This window comes from bacterium, assembly GCA_024228115.1.
In the GTDB taxonomy this organism is placed as follows: Bacteria; Myxococcota_A; UBA9160; order UBA9160; family UBA6930.
On the sequence record JAAETT010000036.1, the window covers coordinates 1 to 4,824 of the forward strand.

The window sequence follows — 4,824 nt, forward strand, 5'->3', positions numbered from 1 at the left end:
ACCCGAGTTCGCACCGGTGATCAGGACGCTCTCCACGAGGCACCTCCTTTCGAGGGTTCGCGAAGCCTACACCAGGTTCTGGAGCGTCCCGGTGCTGAGGAGCCTGCTCCACAGCACGATCAGCACGGCCGCCAACAGCAGCTGCAGAACGCGCAAGGTGATGACCCAGCGGCGAAGATCCGAATCGCCGAGACCACGGACCCGTCGCGACCAGTAGAAGCGCGTCAAGCCCGCGCTGGCTCCTACGCCGCCCCGAGGCAGCAAGGTCGGCCGCCCGAGTTCTACCCAGACCTCCCAGTGCCCGTGCCGCAACAGCCGCAGGATCCGAGCGGACGTCACGAGGACGGCCGACAGGAGGATCCAGAAGGCATCGAAGGGGGCGAAAGGGAGGACAGGCATTTCCGTAGGTGCCGTCCAGGCGTCCCAAAGTGACGAGCTTTTCGTCGAAGCTCAGTGCCGTCGCGACTCCCTCGGACTGACGACTGGCGCCAAGCGGCCCCCACCTGCGGGCGCGGCAGCGTCCGGAGTCGTTTCATCGCTGGATGGTGATCGTCCGCGTGTTGTCGGAGCTGTTTTTCGGACAGGCGCCGGCAATGCCTGCCGCTTCCGGGATGGCGTCACCCGCGCCGCCGGGGCTCGTCCGCAGCTGCCCTCGATCTCGACGACGATGCGTCGCTCGTTGTTTCGTGCGCCCCCGCCTGCAACCTGGCCCTGTGTGCCGAGGGTGAGGAGCAGCTCGTTCCGGCCGGGCACCAAGCGGAGCGTGTCCACCTGGCTCGCCACTGCCCGAGCGGCGATCGGGGTGGTCGTGAAAACCGCCTCGCCGCGCACGGCAGAGTTGCGCCACCGACGTGAGGTGGCTCCGCTGGGTAGGCTTCCCTTGTTCCGTGTTCGGACGCGGATGGGCACCTCGCAGATACCGTTCGAGCGGAGCAAGGCCTCACTGCTCTCGAGCCGCGTTGTACCACCCCAACGCACACGCTGTGAGCCGATCTTCAGATCGGGCTCGATGACGAGCTCCAGCGGCACGATGGCGGGCAAGGGCATCGCCCCGGCCGAACGGGCGCCCTGGGGCTTTCCGACGCGTACGCGCTGGCCAGGAGGAAGCTCACCGTTGCGCATCTTGACGGGCTTGCCGAAGCCCCCCGCAGGCTTGGAAGCTCCGCTCTTCCCGAGCGCGGGCGACATTTTCTGTGCGGAGAGGTTCGCATCCCGCGGCAAGACGGCCGAGCCAGCCTTCGTCTTCGCGCCGGCGTGCGGAGAGATGGCGTCGCGCAACAGGGCCGGCCGGGTCGGATCTGGCGGGTTCGGCATGCCATGCGGCGCCCGCACCTGCAGAGCGGTCATATCCTTGATCTCTCCCACGAGGTCCCTGGCAAGAACAGGCGTGTCCACGCCATCCACGAGTCGGGGAACGTGCAGGGCCGCGTCGAAACCTTTCTTCTTGCTGGGAGGCCCAAACCCGAAATCCTGTTGGCTCTGCACAGACGAGTTGCCTTCGCCTCCGACGAGCACGACCAGGGGATCGATCTTGTCGATTCCCAGCTGCGGCAAGGAGCCGCCCGCCAGGCTTGCGACGGCAGCCTTCACCTGGGACGCGAGTTTCGTGTAGGCGGGGTCCTCATCGAGCAGGCAGCTCACGACCGGATGCGGAAGGGAACCGAACAGCTTCTCGTGTGCCTCCTTGCAGTAGTGCTGTTGTGGGCGGCGCGTGCAGGTGAGTCTGCCCGGGGGGCTCAGCTTGCCCGGAATCTTCAGGCCGGTTTTGCCGATCGTGCAGGGGATCTTCGACCCATTCTTCTTCAGGTGAGCGGCGATCTGCTTGGCCGCATCCAGGCCCACCGAGCCGCTCGCATTGCATCGATCGGCCAGTCCCACGGTCCCGAGCAGCTCCGAGCAGGACTTCTGGGCGGCCATGCTGAGGCAGACGATCTTGCCGGACTGGGTCGGGCATATTCCCGCCACGAGTTTCTGGAATTCGGCAGCGAAGGGCTCCAGGTTCTGGCCCCAGAAGACCTGCTGGCACCACGTCGGGTTGGACTTCACGTTCCCGAGCTTCGCGGCCTCGTCCGTGTGGCCGGTGATCCAGCGATCCACGTGGGCGAAGCCGAAGACCTTCTTGAAGTCGTTCGTGCAGCGCGTTGGAACCCAGCTCGACGGCGGACCGTTCCCCTGGCCGAAGGCCGTGTAGGCTGCTTGGGCGATCTTCTCGATCTGTCCCGGACTCGCGTAGCTACCGCGCTTGGCGGCTAGCGCTGGCAGCTCATTCTGGGCCACGTCGGCCGTCCACTTCGCGTCCACCGTCGATTCGAAGATCTGCGATGCAAGGGAGACGGCCGCTGCGCTGTAGTTCTGGGAGATTGGAATCTGGACGCTGAGCTTGGCCGGCTTGGCGCTGGCGTTCGCCTCGAGTTGCATGCGCAGCGTCACGAAGGCAAAGGCATCCACCTGCTTCTTCGCCTTCACCCCGTCCGGTACGCGGGGCGCGAACACCCACGCATAGGCGCGTTCATGAGGTGGTGAACTCGAGCCGCAACCACCCAGGCCCAGCGAGCAGCCCACGTCCTGCACCGCGCTCCAGGCACCCTTGCCGATCGACGCGACGAACTTCGCCACGGCCTGGGCCGCATCGCTCAAGCTCTCGGCCAGCTTCACGAGTTCCTCGATCAGGCCGCAAACATCTACGGAGCCGCCGGTCATCACCTGCGCCACGATGCAGATCGCCGCTTTGCCCAGGTGGCCGACCACCCCCCAGAAATCGTTCGCGCGCAGGGCGACGTAGGTATCCAAGAGGTCCCAGAACCAGCTGGGGACACCGCTGGCACTGGCGGCTTCCTGGCCGAGTGGCGTGTTCTTGAAGCTGTCGATGCAGCCGATCACGGCCAGATCGTTCGAGGCCTTCTCGAGGCATAGGAAGAGACCCTTGGAGGCTTGTACGTCGCTCCCGCTGATCGGGAACGGGTTGGCATTCGCCTCGTCGAGCTGGCTCAACACCCAGGAGAAGTCGTCGATGGCGTCGGCCTGGGCCGGAGCGGCGGGCGTCAGGCTCGCGGCTAGGGCGAGAAGGGAAGTCAGGAGCAGGCGGACCAGGTTGCAGCGGAGGTTGGGTCGGAGGGTGGAAGGCATCGCGTCATCCCCCCTCGCGGCTCTGCGCCGGCTCGGTGCGCGCCGGCGTATTGGCAAGGGCTTGCTTCAGGTCGGCGACCGTGATGCGCGTGCCATCGGGCGCCTCGAGCGGCGTGTCGTCCGGCAGGCCCAAGATTTTCGCCCAGTCGGTCTTGGCTCCGACGCGCACGGCCTTTCCGGTGGTCGCGGTCGTATCGCGGGTCGCGGACAGCGACCGGCCGATCCGACCCTCGATTTCCGGTTGGAGCAGGCGCAGCATCCCCACGGTGAGGAGCCGGCCGGAGGGAAGCTGCACGGTTTCGTCGTCACTGCGTTCGAGTGCCGCCGCGAGATCTGCGCCGCTACGAAGGGGTACACCCTTCCCGGCGGGCTTGCGGGCCAGGGCAGCAGGCAGGGGGTTGGACCCAGGCGCCCGTAGTCGTTTGGCCACGGCAGACAGGCGTCGCACATCGCCGACCTTCAGCATGCGACCGTCAGAGAGCCGAACACGGTCCGTGTCCGGCAGTGCGAGGATCATCCCGGGCCTGAGGTCGGAACGGAATTCCAGCACCCCAGGTTGGGATTTCCGTGGTCCCGAAGCAGGTGAGTCCTGGGCGTACAACAGGGATGCGGAAAGCGTGAGAGCCAGGACCAGCGTCAAGGCCAGGCTTCTTCGATGGCTCGCACCGGGTGCGGAGAGAGAACCTATCGCTAGCATGGGAGCCTCCTCGGATGTAGACCGGGAGTCGATCCTACGCGGCGCTGGGTTCAAGTGTCACCGTTTTTTTTTTTTTTCAGCTCTTCGCTAGGGCGAAGAATAGATCGGTGTCGAGACGGGTCCGCTCGGGACCAAGATCATCTGATCTGGATTCGCCACCACGGTTTTCGAGTTCCTGAGCCCGTGACCATGGCCATGGCGGTGTTGTTGAAGCGCCTGAACCCTGGCCGGAAACGGAGCCAGCCCTGCGAGTTTGGCGTCGATGGCTTGCAGCTTCGGCGCCATGACCTCCAGGACCTTCTGGCGAAACGCTGCATCGGAAAGCTGCCCCGTCGCCCCCGGAATGGCACGGCCGGCCGCTTGAGGCTGCTTGTTTTGATTCGTGCGCGGTTTGACCTGGGCCTCCTTCCGCTTCGTTTGGTTTGCCTTCTCCAGCGCTCCCAGTCGCGCCCGCAAGGCGTCGAGTTCGGTGCGCATCAGATTCATGTTTCGGGCAACGTCAGCGGATGGAGCCGCAATCGCCCTCGAACCGTCCAACTTCCGCTCCCCCGCCAATGCGAAGGTCGCCCCGAGCAGGAGCAGGAATGCGAGCGATAGAACCGTCGGGCGATGGACCATGGGGTCTCCTTGGGCACGCGGGAGGGTGTTCTCCCGGTGGAGTTCACGCGCCGATTGTACAACCGCCCGAGCCGGACGTGTTGGCGCTGATTCCACGCACGAGGCTCAGGGGGAGCGCTTCAGCGCTCCTCTCGCTTTGCGCCGCTCAGAGAGGCTGCGACGGCCCGAAGCTTCCCCGCATGTGCTCGCACCAGTTGCTGAGCAGCGGATCCTTCGGCAGGCCGAGCTGGCGTAGCTCTTCTGCGATGGGATGCTCGCCGAGCTCGAGGGTGACGCCCTGTGCTCCGGGCGTCGTGCTCTCGCCGTGCCCGCCCCGCGTGAATTCATTCTTGTGGGGAGCGCCGCTGAGCAGCGTGTAGCCGAGGTTGATGACGTCGGGCGTC

Annotated in this window: 5 protein-coding genes; all 5 read right to left on the reverse strand. The window is 65.8% G+C overall.

The window, feature by feature from the left end; genetic code table 11:
* Window positions 1-66: 66 nt before the first annotated feature.
* Entirely contained in the window at window positions 67-399 is a 333-nt protein-coding gene (locus GY937_00940; GenBank protein MCP5055270.1) for a hypothetical protein, read from the reverse strand.
* A gap of 51 nt (window positions 400-450) precedes the next feature.
* Window positions 451-3,126 (reverse strand): hypothetical protein, encoded by a 2,676-nt coding sequence (locus GY937_00945; GenBank protein MCP5055271.1) that lies wholly within the window; start codon window positions 3,124-3,126, stop codon window positions 451-453.
* A 4-nt stretch (window positions 3,127-3,130) separates the two neighbouring features.
* On the reverse strand, window positions 3,131-3,823 hold the full coding sequence (locus GY937_00950; protein ID MCP5055272.1) for a hypothetical protein: 693 nt from the start codon (window positions 3,821-3,823) through the stop codon (window positions 3,131-3,133).
* Between the two features lie 87 nt (window positions 3,824-3,910).
* A complete protein-coding gene (locus tag GY937_00955; GenBank protein ID MCP5055273.1) occupies window positions 3,911-4,441 on the reverse strand; it encodes a hypothetical protein in 531 nt (176 codons plus the stop codon).
* A gap of 145 nt (window positions 4,442-4,586) precedes the next feature.
* Window positions 4,587-4,824, reverse strand: a 238-nt coding sequence (locus GY937_00960; GenBank protein ID MCP5055274.1) for a hypothetical protein, incomplete at its 5' end; no start/stop codon positions are given.

Excerpts from the sequence above, each read along its gene's own strand:
- GY937_00940 (MCP5055270.1), bottom strand. The coding sequence starts at position 399 with ATGCCTGTCCTCCCTTTCGCCCCCTTCGATGCCTTCTGGATCCTCCTG.
- GY937_00945 (MCP5055271.1), bottom strand. The coding sequence starts at position 3,126 with ATGCCTTCCACCCTCCGACCCAACCTCCGCTGCAACCTGGTCCGCCTG.
- GY937_00950 (MCP5055272.1), bottom strand. The coding sequence starts at position 3,823 with ATGCTAGCGATAGGTTCTCTCTCCGCACCCGGTGCGAGCCATCGAAGA.
- GY937_00955 (MCP5055273.1), bottom strand. The coding sequence starts at position 4,441 with ATGGTCCATCGCCCGACGGTTCTATCGCTCGCATTCCTGCTCCTGCTC.